Annotated in this window: 17 protein-coding genes; all 17 read right to left on the minus strand. The window is 36.2% G+C overall.

Going from position 1 to position 16431, the window contains the following annotated elements; translation table 11 throughout:
• Positions 1 to 37: 37 nt before the first annotated feature.
• Positions 38 to 919 carry a sodium:proton antiporter NhaD gene (nhaD, locus tag V1468_RS12195; protein WP_331810505.1) on the minus strand — a complete coding sequence of 294 codons (882 nt, stop codon included), beginning with the start codon at positions 917 to 919 and terminating at the stop codon, positions 38 to 40.
• Positions 831 to 1343, minus strand: a complete 513-nt coding sequence (locus tag V1468_RS12200) for an SLC13 family permease (protein ID WP_331810506.1) — start codon at positions 1341 to 1343, stop codon at positions 831 to 833. Before V1468_RS12200 ends, nhaD begins: the two co-directional genes overlap by 89 nt.
• A gap of 223 nt (positions 1344 to 1566) precedes the next feature.
• Complete coding sequence (locus V1468_RS12205) at positions 1567 to 1902, minus strand: HD domain-containing protein (RefSeq protein ID WP_331810507.1); 336 nt, start codon at positions 1900 to 1902, stop codon at positions 1567 to 1569.
• A 336-nt stretch (positions 1903 to 2238) separates the two neighbouring features.
• On the minus strand, positions 2239 to 3453 hold the full coding sequence (locus tag V1468_RS12210) for an MFS transporter (protein ID WP_331810508.1): 1215 nt from the start codon (positions 3451 to 3453) through the stop codon (positions 2239 to 2241).
• Positions 3453 to 5555, minus strand: coding sequence for a copper-translocating P-type ATPase (locus V1468_RS12215; protein ID WP_331810509.1), 2103 nt, complete (start codon positions 5553 to 5555; stop codon positions 3453 to 3455). The genes V1468_RS12210 and V1468_RS12215 overlap by 1 nt, the downstream gene beginning before the upstream one ends.
• An 18-nt stretch (positions 5556 to 5573) precedes the next feature.
• Positions 5574 to 5867, minus strand: coding sequence for a phosphoribosylpyrophosphate synthetase (locus V1468_RS12220; RefSeq protein ID WP_331810510.1), 294 nt, complete (start codon positions 5865 to 5867; stop codon positions 5574 to 5576).
• A 6-nt stretch (positions 5868 to 5873) separates the two neighbouring features.
• A complete protein-coding gene (locus V1468_RS12225) occupies positions 5874 to 6323 on the minus strand; it encodes a hypothetical protein (RefSeq protein WP_331810511.1) in 450 nt (149 codons plus the stop codon).
• 187 nt (positions 6324 to 6510) lie between these two features.
• Entirely contained in the window at positions 6511 to 7404 is an 894-nt protein-coding gene (locus V1468_RS12230) for a ribose-phosphate pyrophosphokinase (RefSeq protein ID WP_331810512.1), read from the minus strand.
• Between the two features lie 8 nt (positions 7405 to 7412).
• Positions 7413 to 8915 carry a thymidine phosphorylase family protein gene (locus V1468_RS12235; protein WP_331810513.1) on the minus strand — a complete coding sequence of 501 codons (1503 nt, stop codon included), beginning with the start codon at positions 8913 to 8915 and terminating at the stop codon, positions 7413 to 7415.
• 3 nt (positions 8916 to 8918) lie between these two features.
• Positions 8919 to 10295 (minus strand): MBL fold metallo-hydrolase, encoded by a 1377-nt coding sequence (locus tag V1468_RS12240; protein ID WP_331810514.1) that lies wholly within the window; start codon positions 10293 to 10295, stop codon positions 8919 to 8921.
• 15 nt (positions 10296 to 10310) lie between these two features.
• Positions 10311 to 10565 carry a hypothetical protein gene (locus V1468_RS12245; protein ID WP_331810515.1) on the minus strand — a complete coding sequence of 85 codons (255 nt, stop codon included), beginning with the start codon at positions 10563 to 10565 and terminating at the stop codon, positions 10311 to 10313.
• Positions 10566 to 10577: 12 nt separating this feature from the next.
• Entirely contained in the window at positions 10578 to 11420 is an 843-nt protein-coding gene (locus V1468_RS12250) for an ATP cone domain-containing protein (protein ID WP_331810516.1), read from the minus strand.
• A complete protein-coding gene (locus V1468_RS12255; RefSeq protein ID WP_331810517.1) occupies positions 11417 to 12247 on the minus strand; it encodes a universal stress protein in 831 nt (276 codons plus the stop codon). Before V1468_RS12255 ends, V1468_RS12250 begins: the two co-directional genes overlap by 4 nt.
• Before the next feature lie 24 nt (positions 12248 to 12271).
• Positions 12272 to 13267 (minus strand): 2-hydroxyacid dehydrogenase, encoded by a 996-nt coding sequence (locus V1468_RS12260; protein WP_331810518.1) that lies wholly within the window; start codon positions 13265 to 13267, stop codon positions 12272 to 12274.
• A 7-nt stretch (positions 13268 to 13274) separates the two neighbouring features.
• Positions 13275 to 14543: an MgtC/SapB family protein gene (locus tag V1468_RS12265; RefSeq protein WP_331810519.1), complete on the minus strand. Its 1269-nt coding sequence runs from the start codon at positions 14541 to 14543 to the stop codon at positions 13275 to 13277.
• Between the two features lie 6 nt (positions 14544 to 14549).
• On the minus strand, positions 14550 to 15524 hold the full coding sequence (locus V1468_RS12270) for a 6-phosphofructokinase (RefSeq protein ID WP_331810520.1): 975 nt from the start codon (positions 15522 to 15524) through the stop codon (positions 14550 to 14552).
• Positions 15514 to 16431 (minus strand): alpha/beta fold hydrolase, encoded by a 918-nt coding sequence (locus V1468_RS12275; RefSeq protein WP_331810521.1) that lies wholly within the window; start codon positions 16429 to 16431, stop codon positions 15514 to 15516. Before V1468_RS12275 ends, V1468_RS12270 begins: the two co-directional genes overlap by 11 nt.

Below are 16431 nucleotides of genomic sequence, written 5' to 3' on the forward strand. Positions count from 1 at the left end.
TCGTCCTTAAAAAGCATATTTAAAAATTGAATAAATTTTAGTTCAGAATAATATAGGTAAGGACTCCAGCTAAATATCCAGCTAAAGCCAACAGGGATATTTTTCGCAAATACCAAATAAAGTTGATTTTTAATGTACCCATAATGGCAACTCCAGCAGCTGACCCAATTATTAAAATACTTCCGCCTGTTCCTGCGCAATACGCCAATAATTCCCAAAATGTGTGGTCAACAGGATAGGTCTCTACGGAATACATTCCCATAGCTCCAGCAACTAAAGGGACATTGTCAACTATGGCAGATAAAACTCCAATGATTGTATTAATGACATAAATATTATGAAATTTATTATCCAAAAAGAGAGCCATATCGCTTAAATGGCCACCTGTTTGAAGACTGGCAACAGCTAATAGAATACCAAGAAAAAATAAAATACTTGGGGTGTCAATCTTTTGTAACACTCCAACAATGGACAATGAGTTTTTATGGGCAATTTCTTTTTTTCGATGTATTATCTCAGTAACTACCCACATGACTCCTAGTCCAAATAGTATTCCCATAAACGGAGGAAGATGAGTAACGGTCTTGAAGATTGGAACAAATAATAGCGCTCCGAGACCTAAGAAAAACACTAACCTCTTCTCAAAGGTATTCACATTTGGTTTTTCTTTTTTTTCTAGGTGTATGTTTGGTTTTTTTATATTTCCCTTTAACTTAAAACTTATAATACCTAGTGGTACCAGAAGGCAAACCAAACTAGGTAAAATAAGCTTTACAACGATATTTCCGGCTGTGACTTGCCCGCCTATCCATAACATAATTGTAGTTACATCACCTATTGGAGACCACGCTCCACCTGCATTGGCTGCAATAATCAACATACCGGCAAACAGCCATAAATCTTTTTTGTCTGCAATCATTTTCTTTAATAGAGCAGACATCACGATAGCGGTTGTTAGGGTTATCCAAGGCTGCTGATAAAAAGAAAGTAACAATACTTAAAATCCATATAAGCTTAACTCTCTTAGTAGTTGAAATCTTTTCCGTAATTATGGTAAATCCCTCATGAGCATCAATAATCTCAACAATGGTCATAGCTCCCATGAGAAAAAACAGGATTTCAGATATATCACCAATATGATGACGAATGCTTTCTGGAATAAATTGAATCACGGATTCTTCTGAAAAACCGATACTGCCATTTTCTAAAGCAAAAACCAACAACACCCAACAAATAGTCCCTGTTAATAGTGCGACAACAGCCTTATCAACTTTAATAGAGTGTTCAAAGGCGATGAAAAAATATCCAATGAGGAAGGCAATTAGAATAGTGGTATATAGCATAATATTATTTGTATTACTTGTTTTATTAATTCACGCCTAGTGACATTATTTTAATAAAAGCTCAAAATCTCTTTGACCTTTTTTAAGTTTACCTCTTTTTGAGGTTTTAGTACGTTTCGGCCATATGAAGAATGGAAAGAATGATTCTTTAAAAATTCTAAATTCAGTTGATGCCATTCCAAATCACTACTTGAAATATCACAATAAACTTCCCATTCCCGTCTCAATAGCAATTTTTTGTAGAAGAATTCAGGAGTGGCGATATGATATAAATCCGCATCGCACATAATTTTTCCAATTTGTTTTGAGGATTTTGAGGCATTTTAGTAGCCTCTATACAACCTAAAACATCTTGCAAAATTTGTTTATCAACATCTTGGGTAGTGAGATACTCCCATGCCAATTCCTTACTAACATCTTCGTGACCTTTGTAGGTTTTGGAAAACCCTGTATCGTGAAACCAAGCTGCAATTTCCAATATTAATTGCTCCCGATTGGTAAGCTTGAGTTGTGTACTTATGTGTCTAACATTAGCAACAACTTCGTGGGTATGTATCAAATTATGAAAGGGGTACTTAATACAGGGCTCACTCTTTAAAAGAGAATTGCAATATTTTTGTGTATTCAATATCATAGAGGTTAATGTTTTTGTTTTCATTTATTAGTTGCAATTAATAAGTTTGTGATTCTCTAAATGTATTTTACATGTGTGATTTCTTCAAATATCTTCTATAAATGGAAATTCCTTTTTCAGCATTATTGAAATCATTAAGATTGGATTCCTAAACTATTTTTGTTTCTTTATAGTTATCCAGTATTATATGAATTAAATTATACATAAGATTATTGGGGTTTTAGATTTGGGTTAATCATCAAAAGGTAACATCTATGTGTTTTATGGTGGATTTTTAAGTAAAAACAGAGAGCTAATAGCAACTAAAACAATAACTCCAGCAATTGTAAATGGATAGTAAAAATCTCCTGCAATTAACCAAGTCCCTAAAACAGGACCTAAAATTTGACCAATACTATTTGTTGAGCTTTGTATAGATATATTTCTACCTGTATTCTCTTTTGATGTTAAGGAAACTGCTGATAATAAGTTAGGGGTTACCATTGCACCTCCAGCTGCAAAAAGAATAATTAAGCCATAGACAAAGCATTCATTTTTAAAAAAAGGAAAGGCGATTAAAGATATTCCAGCTATTAACAACCCTAAAGCAATTTGTTTTTTCGTAGATAAGAGCTTCTCTCCATAACTTGCAAAAACAGGCTGCAAAACAGCCATTACAGAGCCACATAGCATAAAACCAATTCCAACTTGGTTGCTGTTAAACCCCAATTCATCTTTACCGTATATTGAAAATACCGTTTCAAATAAAGTCACAACAAATTGTAGTATAAATGACAACGATAGTAACACGATAAAATATTTACTAAACGTAAATCGCAAACTCATTTTTTTTGAAGTTTGTTTTTGAAAGTGAACAGTATTTTTTAACCATTTCGTTACTATAAATAAGACAATCAATCCTAATATAGCAGCAAACAAGAATGGTACTGAAAATCGGTCTAAATGTAGCAGGCCTATAGAATATTTAATATGAATGTTAGTTTGAGATAGAAATCCACCAACGACAGGGCCAAAAATAACCCCAGAACTGATGGCGACGCCAGACCAGGCCATTATTTTAGTTCTACGTTTCTCGGAAGTGATGTCGCTTAAATAAGCATTACTAACTGGAATAACTGATGATGTAAAAATGCCACCAAAGATTCGAGCGATATATAGCATTGTCAAAGATGTAGCAAGTCCTGTTAACAACTGCATTATCACAAACCCGATGAGACCGACAATGATAATGGGCTTGCGACCGTATTTGTCTGATAGCTTTCCCCAAACCACCACGAACAGTAATTGGAAAAGCGGATAAATACTCGTAAGTAATCCAATATGAAAGTTGATTAAGTCTCTGTCAAGATTATCTTTAAGTGCTAATCTTTCTGTATAGTAGGGAAGAGTTGGTAATAAAATACCGTAGCCCAACATTACTACAAATAAACTCAATAGGATTAAATATATCCTATTGAGTTTTTCTTTCCTATCCATTATTTGCTACCTATTTTTCGCTTTAACAATTGTGCATTAATAGCCACAATAATGGTACTCAAACTCATAAATACAGCTCCAACAGCAGGCCCTAAAACAAACCCTGAAGAATACAGTACTCCAGCAGCTAACGGAATAGCCACTACATTATAGCCTGTCGCCCAAACAAGATTCTGAATCATTTTATTATAGGTTGCTTTTCCAAAAAGAATGAGGTTTGCAATATCTTTAGGATTACTGTTTACCAGAATAATATCGGCTGTTTCAGCTGCTACATCTGTGCCCGAGCCAACTGCAATACCAACATTGGCTTTGGCAAGAGCAGGGGCATCGTTGACACCATCTCCTGTCATGGCTACAAATTCATCTTTTGCTTGAAGCTCTTCAACAATTTCCACTTTTTGATGTGGTAATACTTCAGCGTAATAGCCGTCTAAACCAAGTTTTTCGCTCACAGCTTTGGCTGTTTTTTCATTATCGCCCGTTGCCATATAAACTTTAATATCATTCTTTTTGAAGACTTTTATAGCTTCGGCAGATTCTGGTCTAATTTCGTCTGCCAGTGCTATATATCCAGCCAGTTTTCCATCAATCAAAATAAAAACAACTGTTTCGGCTGCATCACTATAGGCATCTTTAGGGATTTCTATTTTTTCATCTCTTAAATACCCTGGGCTTACTACCTTAATGTCTTTGCCTTCAACATTGGCTTCTACACCTTTACCTGTAATGGCTTTGAAATTTTCTGGGTTGGGAATGATGATATTATTTTCTTTAACTTTTTTTATTATTCCGACAGCGATAGGATGTTCAGAGCTTTGTTCTAAGGCACTTGATAATCTTAGTAGTTCATTTTTACTATACGATTTGTTTACCGACTCGATTCTGGTAACACCAAAATCTCCTTTGGTCAATGTTCCGGTTTTATCGAATAATAAAGCTGATATCTTTCTAGATTCTTCAAAAGCTGTTCTGTTTCTAATTAATAATCCATTTTGTGCGGATACTGCAGTCGATATCGCTACTACTAACGGAATGGCAAGACCCAAAGCATGCGGACAAGCAATAACCATAACAGTTACCATTCTTTCCAATGCGTATACAAACGGAAATCCTAGAATCAACCAAACGGCCAACGTACCAAAACCAATGGCCAAAGCAATGTAGGTCAACCATTTTGCAGCCCTATCCGATAGGTTTTGCATTTTAGATTTGGTTTTTTGCGCTTCTTCGACCATTGTGATGACCTTGTTGAGATAGCTGTCTTTTCCTGTGTGCTCAACCTTAACTTTTAAAGTGCTATTACCATTTACAGAACCACCAATAACTTTATCATTTTCATCTTTTTTTACAGGTTTGGATTCACCAGTTAGCATGGATTCATTTAAATAACTAGAACCATCTACTATAATCCCATCAGCAGGGACTTTTTCTCCAGGTTTTACTAAAATCACATCATCTTTCAAAAGGTTTTCGAGTGAAATATCTTCAATGGTATCTCCATTTACTCTATGTGCTTCTGCTGGCATCATACTTACTAAAAGTTGCAATGCCTTTGATGCACCTAAAACGCTTTTCATTTCTATCCAGTGCCCAACAAGCATAATGGCAATTAAAGTAGCCAGTTCCCAAAAGAAGTCTACTCCTTTTAAACCAAAGACAGTAGCTGAACTATAAAAGTAAGCGACACTTATTGCCATTGAAATAAGGGTCATCATTCCTGGTGAACCTTTCTTTACTTCTGAAACGAAACCTTTAAGAAAAGGCCAGCCACCATAGAAATAGACCACGGTTGAAAGCGCAAAAAGTATATAAGGATTACCGGGAAGCAGAAATTCATAACCAACAAATTCTTGAATCATTGGTGATAGAAATAATATAGGAATCGTTAGGACTAATGTTACCCAAAAACGTTTTCTAAAGTCGGCTATCATCATTTTATGATGGTCGTGACCCATTTGGCCGTGTGCCGGGTTGTGGCCAGCGTGACCACCACTTCCATGGTTCATTTTTGAGTGGTCTTCTTTTTTGTGTTTCATCTTTGAGTGGTCCATTTTTGAATGGTCCATTTCTTCGTGATTGTGATGTTGATGGTTTTCCATTATCATATTGTTTAAGTGTTATCGTAATTTTTTTCTCATTTTTTCAGAAATATTTTCAGCATATACGCCATAGGCATCTACTAAAAGACCTCTTATCCCATCTTTTGCCGAAATTGCATATAAAACGCTATTATCATCCGTACTGCTCATGCCTTCAAAGCGATAGGTCTTATCCACTTTAAAGTCTTCGGGATGTATCTCAATTTTTAATGAAGCACATTCCAAGCATTCCGGTTTCAAGTTGAAATCATAGGTATAACCATTTGCTTGCAAGTCGTTTATGGCTTCAGAAAGGGTATCGTAATTTTTCATTTTTTCTTATTTGTAATTCATTATAAAATAGCTACCATCCGCTTCTGTAAATTTTTGAAAGGTCAACAAACCATTATCGCTTAACTTTTCTACTACATCATAATCAAGTTGCTTAATACGAATACCCAATGCATAGGCCTTAATGTTGATTTTTGATTTAATCTTGTTTTGACCACCCTCCAATTTTCTGTCGTAAATCTTTATGATGGTTTTTGAACCGAAGAAATTCAGCAAGCCCGAATCAAAACTCATTTTTAGTTCAATATCCTCAAGGTTATCCAAATCGTATATTTCTTTAAAATTTATAGAGTTGGTATTGATTTCGGTTTCCTTTGAGTTTGGTTTAGCAAAGGGAAATGCCATTACCATAATACTGGCTTCATCTGGTTTGCAACGATACGTTGTTGTGTACTTTTCTTCTGATTTCTCTTTATCATTAAACAGTTCAGTTATCACCTCAATCTGATAATACCTATCTTCTTTTATTATTTTTCCTGCTTTAAACGTTTGTTAAGCAGCATACCATCTTTATCAAAATTTTCCCTTACTATAGTTCTGCCTGAAATCTGCCCAATGAGCATTTCAGTCTGTCCATTCATTGTTATTATGGATAGAATAAAAAACAGTATGAAGCTTTGTTTTTTCATATATGTTGCATCAATTTCTTTACTTCTTTTGCCAGTATATCACTTAAATCTATAGCATTTGAAGGATGTGGAATGGTATTGCAAGTCACTATTTTTTCTATACCTGAATCCAATAAATCCTGATAAGCATTTCCTGAAAAAACTGCGTGGATACCAACACAAATAGGTGGTTTCATTCCTGCTTTTTTTAGATGACCGACAGTTTCAATCATGGTGCGTGCTGTAGAAATAATATCATCAACCAAAATAGGTGTGGCATCTTTGTATTTGTCCACGTCAGGAACAGAAACTTCAACATTACGGTCACCGTGACGTACTTTTTGCAACACAGTAAATGGTGCTCCTGCGTTTTTTGCAACCTGTGAAACCCATTGCTCACTTTCTGAATCGGGACCAATCAATACCGGGTTTTTGATATTTTTCTTTATCCATTCTGAAATTGCATCTGCTGCGTGAATTACCTTGTTGGGAATATGATATACTTCTCCCAAAGAGCTTATTCTATGCAAATGAGGGTCTACGGTGGTAATGCTATCGGCAAATCCTGAAATCAACTTCCCAAAGAAACCAGAAGTTACACCTTCACCTTCATTAAAGATTTTGTCTTGCCGCATATAAGCAAGATACGGTGCTACCAAACAAGTACACATCGCACCAAGCGATTTTGCAGTATGGCTTAAAAAATAGAGTGGCAATAGTTTTTCGTCTGGTTCGTGCAACGTGCAGACGAGTACGACACATTTGTCCTTAACGTCAGACAGAATACGTGTGTATGATTCTCCATCAGGAAATTTTCGCAAGGTAGCTTTGCCTACTTCAGCATCCATTTTTGTTGCTAAAAGTTCTACCAGTTCCTCATTTCCCGGAAGACTGAATAAAATTGTTTTCATAATAGTATCTAAATTATGGTTATAATATCATTGTGGTTATTTTTATATTCCAAAGCATAATGAAGTTCGCCCTGCGATTCTGCATAAAGGGTGTACAATAGTTGGTCTTTCTCAACACTATCGTTTAAATGAACATTCAATAAAATACCTGCAGATTTTGACTGTGGTGCACCAGAAAGTTTGGCAAGCTTTGCTATCTTTCGATTGTCAATACGTTTCAAAATCCCGGAAGTCTCCGCTCTGATTTCTGTTTTATAAGGCGCTAAAACAGGCCGTGTAAAACGCCCTTGTGCCTTACAAATAGCAAGGAATTTTTCGTAAGCTTTACCAGATTCTAATAATTGTAAAGCGGTTTGGCGACCTGCACCTGATGCTACTTTACCAGAAAGTTCAAGAAGTTCACCAGCCAACAGCACAACACGTTCTTTTAGGTCTATGGGTGCTCTTTCTTCATTTTTCAGTACTTTTAATATGTCCATAGCTTCTAACGTTGGACCAATTCCATTACCCACGGGCTGCGAGCCGTCAGTTATTACCACTTTTACGTTCAGACCTACAGAATTGCCTACGGTTTCCATATGGTTTTGTAATTTTTGAGCCATTTCCATACTTCGTACTTTGGCAGTTTCACCTACTGGGATATCAATGACAACATGGGTAGAACCAGCTGCAGCTTTTTTTGATAATACCGAGGCGATGAGTTGTCCTTCACTATCGATATCTAAAGCTTTTTCAATTTTAATGAGTACATCATCTGCAGGACTCAATTGAGCGGTACCACCCCAAACAAAACAACCACCTTCCTGTTTTACCACGTGTTCTATCTCATCAGCAGAAAGAGTTACATTTGTAAGCACTTCCATGGTGTCTGCAGTACCTGCCGGGGATGTAATAGCACGGGATGATGTTTTGGGCATAGTAAGCCCATAGGCGGCAACAATTGCTACTACTAAAGGGGTGGTTCTATTTCCTGGTAATCCGCCAATACAATGCTTATCTACTACTATTTCTTTGTTCCAGTTTAGTTGTTGGCCAGAGGCAATCATAGCTTTTGTGAGGTCGGATATTTCATTAATGTCCATTCGGTCACCTGCACAAGCCGTAATGAATGCCGAAAGGTGAATGTTGGAATAATCACCTTCTACAATATCTGATACAATTTGGTTGTAGGCATTATAATTGAGCTTTTGATTGTAAATTTTAGCCCTGACGTAACTTAGGGACTCTATAGGTTCCAGATGCGAGACGTACAAAGTTTCATTTTCTTTAACCTTTAATTTTTTTGCTGCAGCATCTGACAGACCTATTTCATTAGGTAATAAAATTTCTGAATTTATGACGTTGAGGCTCGCTATGATGGAACGGTTTGCCATAGAAACCCTAATCCTTGTGAGTGCCTCGAATCCTTCTGAAATACAGACATGGCAATCCTCACGCATGTACACCACATTCTCGTTTTGAGTGTAAATACCAAGGTGTTTGTATTTTAATATGTTTGAATATTGTTCCATGGATTATTCTATTTCTGTTATAGTATATAATTCCGGGATTTCGGCATCCCAATCATAGGTTTCTTTTATACCTTTTTGTAATGCTTCCGCACTTTCTTTTTCACCGTGTACGATAAAAATTCGCTTTGGTTTGTTTCGTATCTCACTCATCCAATTCATAAGTTCTTTATGGTCTGCGTGTGCAGATAGTCCCTCAATTTCAGCTACCTGCATTTTAAAAGGCACCCATTTCCCGTACACTTTTAATTCCTTGTCGCCTTCCAACAATTTCCTGCCACGTGTTCCTTCAGCTTGATAACCTACAAATAGCAAGGTGTTATTGGGGTTTTGGGCTTGGGTTTCAAGATAGTTGAGCATTCGACCTCCTGTAAGCATTCCGCTTCCTGCAATCACAATTTTTGGTTTGTTGTCGGTTCTTAATTCCATAGTTTCCCGATAACTACTTACAACCTTGAAATGCGAGCACATTTCATCACATTCATTGTCCTCTAATCTGTGCCAATCTCTTGTGCGATGGAAGAGTTCCAATACGTTAGCGCCCATTGGGCTATCCATTATCATTTGAACTTTTGGGATTTTATCTTCCTTTAGTAATCTCCAGAAAATAAGCATCATCAGTTGGGCACGTTCCACTGAAAAGCTTGGAACAAACAGGCTACCACCTTTATTTATGGTGTCATTTACTAATTTTTCAATCTGCGGAATGGCCTCTTCTTCTTCAGGATGAAATCTTCCACCATAGGTGGATTCAATAAATAATACATCAGCCTTTGTTGGTTTTAAAGGTGGGTATAAGAGCAAATCATTAGTCCTACCGATGTCACCTGAAAAAACAAAGTGTTTTCCGTGTATATCCAACTCAATATAAGTAGCACCAAGAATGTGTCCGTTGTACTGAAATCGTGCCTTTACATCCTTGAGAATAGGTAGCCATTGCGAAGGTGGTATCCCTTTAAAACGAGGTACGGTTTTTTCAACATCGTTTAAGGTGTACAAAGGTTCTGCAGGACTGTGTTTGGAATACCCCTCTTTATTGGCACGTTCAGCCTCCTGTTCTTGTATTTTTGCACTATCGTTCAGTATGATTTTAGCAATATCCAGCGTAGGATTGGTACCAAAGATGGCACCCTTGAAACCTTGTTTGACCAATCTTGGCAAATATCCCGTATGGTCCATATGACCGTGGGTAAGCAAGACTGCATCAATTTCCGAAACATCGACGGGCGGATATTCCCAGTTTTTGAGACGCAATTCCTTTAACCCTTGAAAAAGTCCGCAGTCTATGAGTATTTTTCTCTCTCCTGTATCTACTAAATATTTTGAGCCAGTTACCGTTCCCGCTGCACCCAAAAAGTGAATGTTTATTTTAGCGTTGTTCATTGATATAGTCTTTATTTAGTGTCCACCACAGCAGGAAGGTGTATTCCCTTTGTCTTGGGTTGATTTGTATAATTCTACTATTTCATTATATAGATTTTGCGAATCTTCTTTGATGTAAAGGGCGACTTTTTTAATGGATGTAGGTTCAAAATCAACCATATCCAATAGTATTTCCAAGGCTTCTGCAAGCAGTTTTGGGTCGTCTTCCAGAGCTTCGTAAAACGGTTCAAAATCCAAGTTGTTCTGTTGTTCTAATTCTTCAGTTTTCATAAGTTTTATTTTTTAATGGGTTTTACATAAGGCTTCGGAATCCTCCAAAATTTTTTTGTGCCTTGTTTTATCTACTCCAATTTCATTTAATAAAGTAGGTGTTTCGTGTAGCTCTTTGCAGAGCACAATACCTTTATCCAATAATTTTGTTTTTTCGGCTTTGGTCATAGTTGTTAATGCTGTCAATGGATGAAGTCCCGCCATATCAATTCTATATTTGAGACTATTATTTTTGGGGTAATCCCAACTAGTCAGACCCAATCCGATGCATTCGGCATATTGAATGGCATCGGTAGTAAATCGGGTATTGGTATATACCCATCCCTGGTGAAATTTTCTATCATGACTAGGTTTCATTTTCCATTGTCTTTCTACATCGATAAATCTAGATTGTATGTATAGTGGGATCTTCACATCACAGAATCGACCTTTATCACTATGAAACTTGCATTCGATCATATAATGCTTGTCGTCCTTGAGTGCTGCTACGTCTATCTCATGCGTTACACAATGACCTTGTACAATAACTCCTGCCTGGGTTTGAAATCCCTCTTGTTCAAGAATCTTGGCTACAAATTTTTCAAAAGGAAACCCTGTTGGTCCTAACTCCATAATGGCCTTTTTAAGCTTATATCTTGAGGCACTAACAGAAGATTTGCCCTTAAGCATTTTAAAAGCCATTTTGTAAATCTGTTTAGTGGTCATTCCATCATAAAGTGATGCATTTACCTCTTCGACAATTTGTTGAATAAGTTCTTCGTTTGCTTTGGCTCGACGTAATGAATTGATAAGTTTTTTAGCATCAAATGGAACAACGTCTCCAGAGTGTTTTACTATGTTTATTGTATTTTTCATATCCTAATTGTCATAATTGGTAGCGTAGCATGATTGGTAACACCTTCTGCAATACTTTTAGAAAAGAGACTTAAAAAACCGGTAGTACCATGTGTGCACATGGTAATGAGGTCAGCAGGGTTATTTTTTAAATAGGTATTTATTCCTGTCTCTACATAGAGTTCATTGTATACATTCATCGTATAGTTTTGAACTTCTGGGAAGTTCTCTAGAAAACGCTTCATAGGTTGTAACCCCGAAGCAATACTATTTGTGTCGGTTTTAGTATTAATACGCAACAGGTGTATTTTTGCATCACATTTTGAGGCAATAGAAACAACTTGTTTAAAGGCGTTGCTAACGTCCTCTTCAAAATCGGATACAAAAACAATATTTTTAAAAGGGAAGTTAACAGCCTCGTCTTTTACCACTATAACAGGTGCATTAGCTTTTCGGACGATTTTTTCAACATTACTACCTGTAATTTCTCTAATGACACCTTTAGTTCCACTACTTCCCGTTATTATAAAATCGTGGTGAAAATGGCCTGAATGCTCTAAAATATCGCCTTGACCGGAATCATATTGAAGAAATGTTCGGCATTTTAGGCCTTTGTGTTCTGCCATTTTTTCTAACTTTCTTAGGGCAAATTTAGCTACCCCTATTTGTTTCAGAGTTTCAGGATATCTTTTTTCTTTTTCCTTATCTAGTTTTACCCAATCTACAGGGGTTTTCATAAGGTGTAAAAAGTGAATTTCAGAGTTATATAATTTGGCCATTTCAATACCAAGTTGTGCTGCTTTTTCACAGTTTTCTGAAAAATTGGTGGGTACTAATATGTTTTTCATTTTGTTTGGTTTTATAAATCACTTTTATTCTATAGTTACTTCATTTTCAGAGATTGTTTGTTTTTCAAAACAATCCAGATTATAAATTGTAGTATCTGCAATATTGGTCAATGCTGTTTCGGTTAAAAATGCCTGATGGCTTGTAATTAATACATTGTTAAAAGTCATCAAGCGGGCAATCACGTCGTCTTGTAGGATATCGTCTGAATGGTCCTCAAAGAACAGCCCCTCTTCCTCCTCATACACATCCATACCGAAATATCCAATCTTTCTTGATTTTAGCCCTTCTATAACGGCTTTGGTGTCTACCAATCCACCTCTGCTGGTATTGATGAGCATTACCCCAGGTTTCATAAAGGAAATATGCTTTTTATCAATTAGGTGTTTCGTAGAAGCCTTTAGCGGTATGTGCAAGGTTATAATATCTGACTGCTTACAAATAGTTTTACAATCAGTGTAGCTTACATCATAGTTATTAATTAAGCCTTTGTTTTCAACTACATCGTGCACAAGGATATTGCAACCAAATCCGTGAAGTATTTTTACCAGTACCGAACCTATTTTACCAGTACCAATAACACCCACAGTTTTTCCGTTTAGGTCAAATCCTGTAAGCCCATTCAAAGAAAAGTTTTGTTCACGAACTCTATTATGCGCTCTAATCAATTTTCTGTTAAGAGCTAATATTAATGCCATCGTATGTTCAGCTATGGCATAAGGTGAATAAGCAGGAACCCTAGCTACTTTTATATCCAATTCGGTAGCTGCTGCTAAATCAACATGATTAAAACCAGCGGAACGCAATGCAATATTTTCTACGCCAATGGTTTTTAGTTTTTTTAGTACATTCTCTGAGGCATCATCACCTGTAAATAAGCTTACTGTTTTAGAACCTTTAGCAAGAACAGTCGTTTCTTCTGTCAATCTAACTTCAAGAAGTTTTAAATGATGTTTGCCATCATTTGCCTTCATTAAATAAGGTGCTTCAAACTTGTGTGTGCTATATACTGTTGTCTTCATTTTTATTTTATTTTCCGAACTGTATTAAGATATATGAGATACCGATGATGATTACGCTTCCAAAAATTAGCATCACTAACTTTCCCGTTTTTTTTGATCCTTTGAAATAGGCAATCCCCAATTTTACAATCATATTACTTATGGTCGCTGTTATTATAACATTGGTAGCAAGCGCAAGTTTATCTTCTAAAGACCCGAATTTTGCCATACTTATAGTTATTGCATCCGTATCTGCCAGTCCTGCAATTAAGGCTGAATAGTATAAGCCACTTTCACCAAAAAATTGGTTGCCATAAAAAACAGCAAAAAGTATTACAACATAAATACCCGCAAACCCTAGGGCATTCCAAATATTAAGTGGATTACCAAGATTAATAGCTGTCTTTGTGACATTTGCCTCCTTTTTAATAAATATGAGTGCACCAATCAAACAGATAATCGTTAAAATCGTAAATGGAATAACCAAATAGGAAAGTATGGCACTATTAAAAATATACGCCAAAATCGCAAGTCTGGGAAACATGATGGCGGAAGCTATAATGATACCCGCAGCATATTCTTTTGAAAGTTCTGGTGATTCCTTACTTCGGGAAGCATAAATCCAAGCTACGGCTGTACTTGAGATTAATCCGCCAAGAATGGCAGTAAGCAAGATTCCTCGTTGGGAACCTACATATTTCACCAAAAAGTAACCAATAAAATTTAAAAAAGAGACAATCACTACGATAGAGCCGATTTCGAAAGGATTCAACAAACCTTCTGGTCCATAATCTTTGTTGGGCAAAAATGGAAGTATTAAGAGGGCAATAATTGAAAACTTAATGAATGCAAATAATTCTTCTGAAGTAATATTTTTGATAAATGAACGAAAGGTTGTTTTGAGCGATAATAGTGTAACAATAATGACAGCAGAGGCTACTGCTTCTTTATGCAAGTGATTAGCCACCATAATACCAAGAATTAGCGTGGCAAACAACGCCAAATTAGTAGTAATACCCGTCATTACGTGCTTTTGTACCATTGAAATATGACTCAAAGCCAAAAACAATAAGAATGCGGCTGCAGTAATAATAACTAACCAAGGCGTATAGGTTATCGAAAGATTTCCTAAAATGAATCCAATGATAGCCGTAATTGGAAATGTTCGGATTCCTGCAAATCCGTGCTCATCCTTTAGTTTGTCGTATTCACGTTCTAATCCAAGAATGAGACCGATTCCTACACTAATCAGAATTCCAAGTATGAAAGGGTTAATATTTTCTAAAGTTTTTATCATAATTATCTATTTGCTAAAAAGTTCTAACAATCTATTTAGCTCATCTTTTATTTGATGCTGTTTGACTACCTTATTAAAAGGTGTCAACTTTAATTGATTATTAAGGAATCCTACCATTTTATTTGTATTCCCTTTTAAGATTTCCTCTACGGCGGCGACCCCCATTCTGATGCCCAGCATTCTATCTAGTGCCGAAGGATTTCCACCACGTTGCACATGTCCAAGTTTCGTGATACGTAAATCTACATTAGGGTTCATTTCCTTAATTTTTGAAGCGACAAGTTCTGCACCTATTTCATCACCCTCAGAAACTACCACGAGAAAAGCATCTTCACTCTCGTAGTTTTTTATCTTTTCTAGCAAGTAGATTAAGTCTTTACCACTCTCTGGAATTAGAATGGCATCTGCCCCAACGGTCAAGCCGGAATGAATACCGATATAACCAGAATCCCTTCCCATCACTTCAACAATAAAAACACGGTTATGGGATTCGGCTGTGTCTCTAATTTTATCTATGTTTTCAATTGCTGTATTTACGGCAGAGTCAAAACCTAGGGTGTAATCTGTTCCTGCCAAGTCATTATCAATAGTTCCGGGAATACCTATGAAAGGGATGTCGCAGATTTCCGAAAAGGCTAATAGTCCTTTAAAAGTACCATCACCACCTATGGCAATCAGAGCATCTATCTTATTCGCTTTTAAGGTTTGAAAAGCTTTTTTACGACCTTCCAATTCCATAAAACGTTTGCTTCGTGCTGTTTTTAAGATAGTGCCACCTAGGTGTACTAACTTTTGTAAATCGTGTGATTTTAATGTAAGGAAATCACCATCTATTAACCCTTCATATCCTTTTCTAAAACCACTAATTTTTATACCTTTTACTTTAGCAGATTTGGCTATGGAATAGAGTGCAGCGTTCATTCCAGGACTATCGCCTCCTGATGTGAATATGCCTATATGTTTAATTTTATTAGTGCTCATTTGATAGTGTTTTTTGTAAATATTCTTCCGACTTGCTAAATTCTTGTATGGTTTTCCAAACAAAATCCGCCTCTTTTAGAAAAAATTGATGGTCGCCTTTAGAAGAGGTATGCACTTTTGAGTTTTTAAATACTTTTGATAGTTTCAGAGTGTTTTCAAATGGTGCTGTCGTATCTTTTTCTCCGTGAATAAAAAGCACGTCTTTATTCTTAATTTTCCTTGCCATCGCATATAAATCTGTTTTTAAAATGACCTCATTGAGCGAATAATAATAACTCATCCAATGATGCTTTTTTGCGTCTTCATAAACTTCATCCGTTAGGTTATCGGGCTTGAATGCACGTGACATAAATATGGGATGAACCATACAGATATATTTAGAAAACTTACTGGTTGAAATTCTATCCACGAAAGAATGAGTAGACATAACTTTCTTAAACTCATCGGCGTTTTTGTATACAGGTATGCCTATAAAAATTCCAGATTTAAACCAATTCGGATGTTTTTGCAATAATGCTAATGAAATTATGGCTCCCATTGAATGCCCGCCCATGATGGTTTTACCATCATTGAACCCTTCTTTTTTTAAAATCAATTCTAACGCTTGCAGCTGTACTGATAAGGAATAATCACTTTTTGGTTTTGGTGAGTCACCAAAACCCAGAAGGTCTATTAATAATAAAGAGTGGGTTTTTGAAATGTTTTCTAAACTGCGCTTCCAATAATTCAGTGACCCGGTTAAACCGTGTAACAAAACCAGTTTGTTTTTACCAATACCTATTACTTCATAGTTCAATAGTGTTGTATGAGGATTGTAATCAGGTTGATTAAGGATTTTATAATGCTCATAACCGGCAACTGCAATTACCGGAATAATTAAAAAAGCTATTATAATTGAAAGTACCAT

Origin of the sequence: Winogradskyella poriferorum, from assembly GCF_036553625.1 — a bacterium.
Lineage (GTDB): Bacteria > Bacteroidota > Bacteroidia > Flavobacteriales > Flavobacteriaceae > Winogradskyella > Winogradskyella poriferorum.

Bases quoted from the DNA above. Each gene is read 5' to 3' on its own strand.
- nhaD (WP_331810505.1), bottom strand. From the start codon at position 919: ATGATTGCAGACAAAAAAGATTTATGGCTGTTTGCCGGTATGTTGATT.
- V1468_RS12270 (WP_331810520.1), bottom strand. From the start codon at position 15,524: ATGAGCACTAATAAAATTAAACATATAGGCATATTCACATCAGGAGGC.
- V1468_RS12200 (WP_331810506.1), bottom strand. From the start codon at position 1,343: ATGCTATATACCACTATTCTAATTGCCTTCCTCATTGGATATTTTTTC.
- V1468_RS12220 (WP_331810510.1), bottom strand. From the start codon at position 5,867: ATGAAAAATTACGATACCCTTTCTGAAGCCATAAACGACTTGCAAGCA.
- V1468_RS12250 (WP_331810516.1), bottom strand. From the start codon at position 11,420: ATGAAAAATACAATAAACATAGTAAAACACTCTGGAGACGTTGTTCCA.
- V1468_RS12275 (WP_331810521.1), bottom strand. From the start codon at position 16,431: ATGGTACTTTCAATTATAATAGCTTTTTTAATTATTCCGGTAATTGCA.
- V1468_RS12265 (WP_331810519.1), bottom strand. From the start codon at position 14,543: ATGATAAAAACTTTAGAAAATATTAACCCTTTCATACTTGGAATTCTG.
- V1468_RS12245 (WP_331810515.1), bottom strand. From the start codon at position 10,565: ATGAAAACTGAAGAATTAGAACAACAGAACAACTTGGATTTTGAACCG.
- V1468_RS12230 (WP_331810512.1), bottom strand. From the start codon at position 7,404: ATGAAAACAATTTTATTCAGTCTTCCGGGAAATGAGGAACTGGTAGAA.
- V1468_RS12235 (WP_331810513.1), bottom strand. From the start codon at position 8,915: ATGGAACAATATTCAAACATATTAAAATACAAACACCTTGGTATTTAC.
- V1468_RS12260 (WP_331810518.1), bottom strand. From the start codon at position 13,267: ATGAAGACAACAGTATATAGCACACACAAGTTTGAAGCACCTTATTTA.
- V1468_RS12215 (WP_331810509.1), bottom strand. From the start codon at position 5,555: ATGGAAAACCATCAACATCACAATCACGAAGAAATGGACCATTCAAAA.
- V1468_RS12240 (WP_331810514.1), bottom strand. From the start codon at position 10,295: ATGAACAACGCTAAAATAAACATTCACTTTTTGGGTGCAGCGGGAACG.
- V1468_RS12210 (WP_331810508.1), bottom strand. From the start codon at position 3,453: ATGGATAGGAAAGAAAAACTCAATAGGATATATTTAATCCTATTGAGT.
- V1468_RS12255 (WP_331810517.1), bottom strand. From the start codon at position 12,247: ATGAAAAACATATTAGTACCCACCAATTTTTCAGAAAACTGTGAAAAA.